At 57.6% G+C, this 236-nt stretch carries 1 protein-coding gene; it reads right to left on the bottom strand.

Annotation, left to right across the window (positions count from 1 at the left end; all coding sequences use genetic code 11):
* Window positions 1-236, bottom strand: a 236-nt coding sequence (locus Q4563_RS22580) for a phage portal protein family protein (RefSeq protein WP_303606141.1), incomplete at both ends; no start/stop codon positions are given.

The raw sequence follows: 236 nt of genomic DNA, 5'->3' as shown, positions 1-236 counted from the left end.
GCCCCGGATCGGCAGGCCATTCTTCAGCCTTGGCTTATGAACGATGAACTTATGGGGAGGCAATGGCAGACCGTCGAGCATGTCGGCTTCGTCTTTGATGCGCAGTTGCTTGCCACTGACTCGGTCGAATTGAAAGAAACGCGGGTCGCGGTGTTCGTAGCCTTCGACTTCTTGCCACTCTCCGTCCACTTTCTCATTGCGAGTACGCGGCTCCCAGGGCTGGCGCTTGGTATCCC

This window comes from Gilvimarinus sp. 1_MG-2023, from assembly GCF_030548285.1.
The sequence above is the reverse complement of the archived record's forward strand: the minus strand, read 5'-3'. Positions and strand labels throughout refer to the sequence as shown.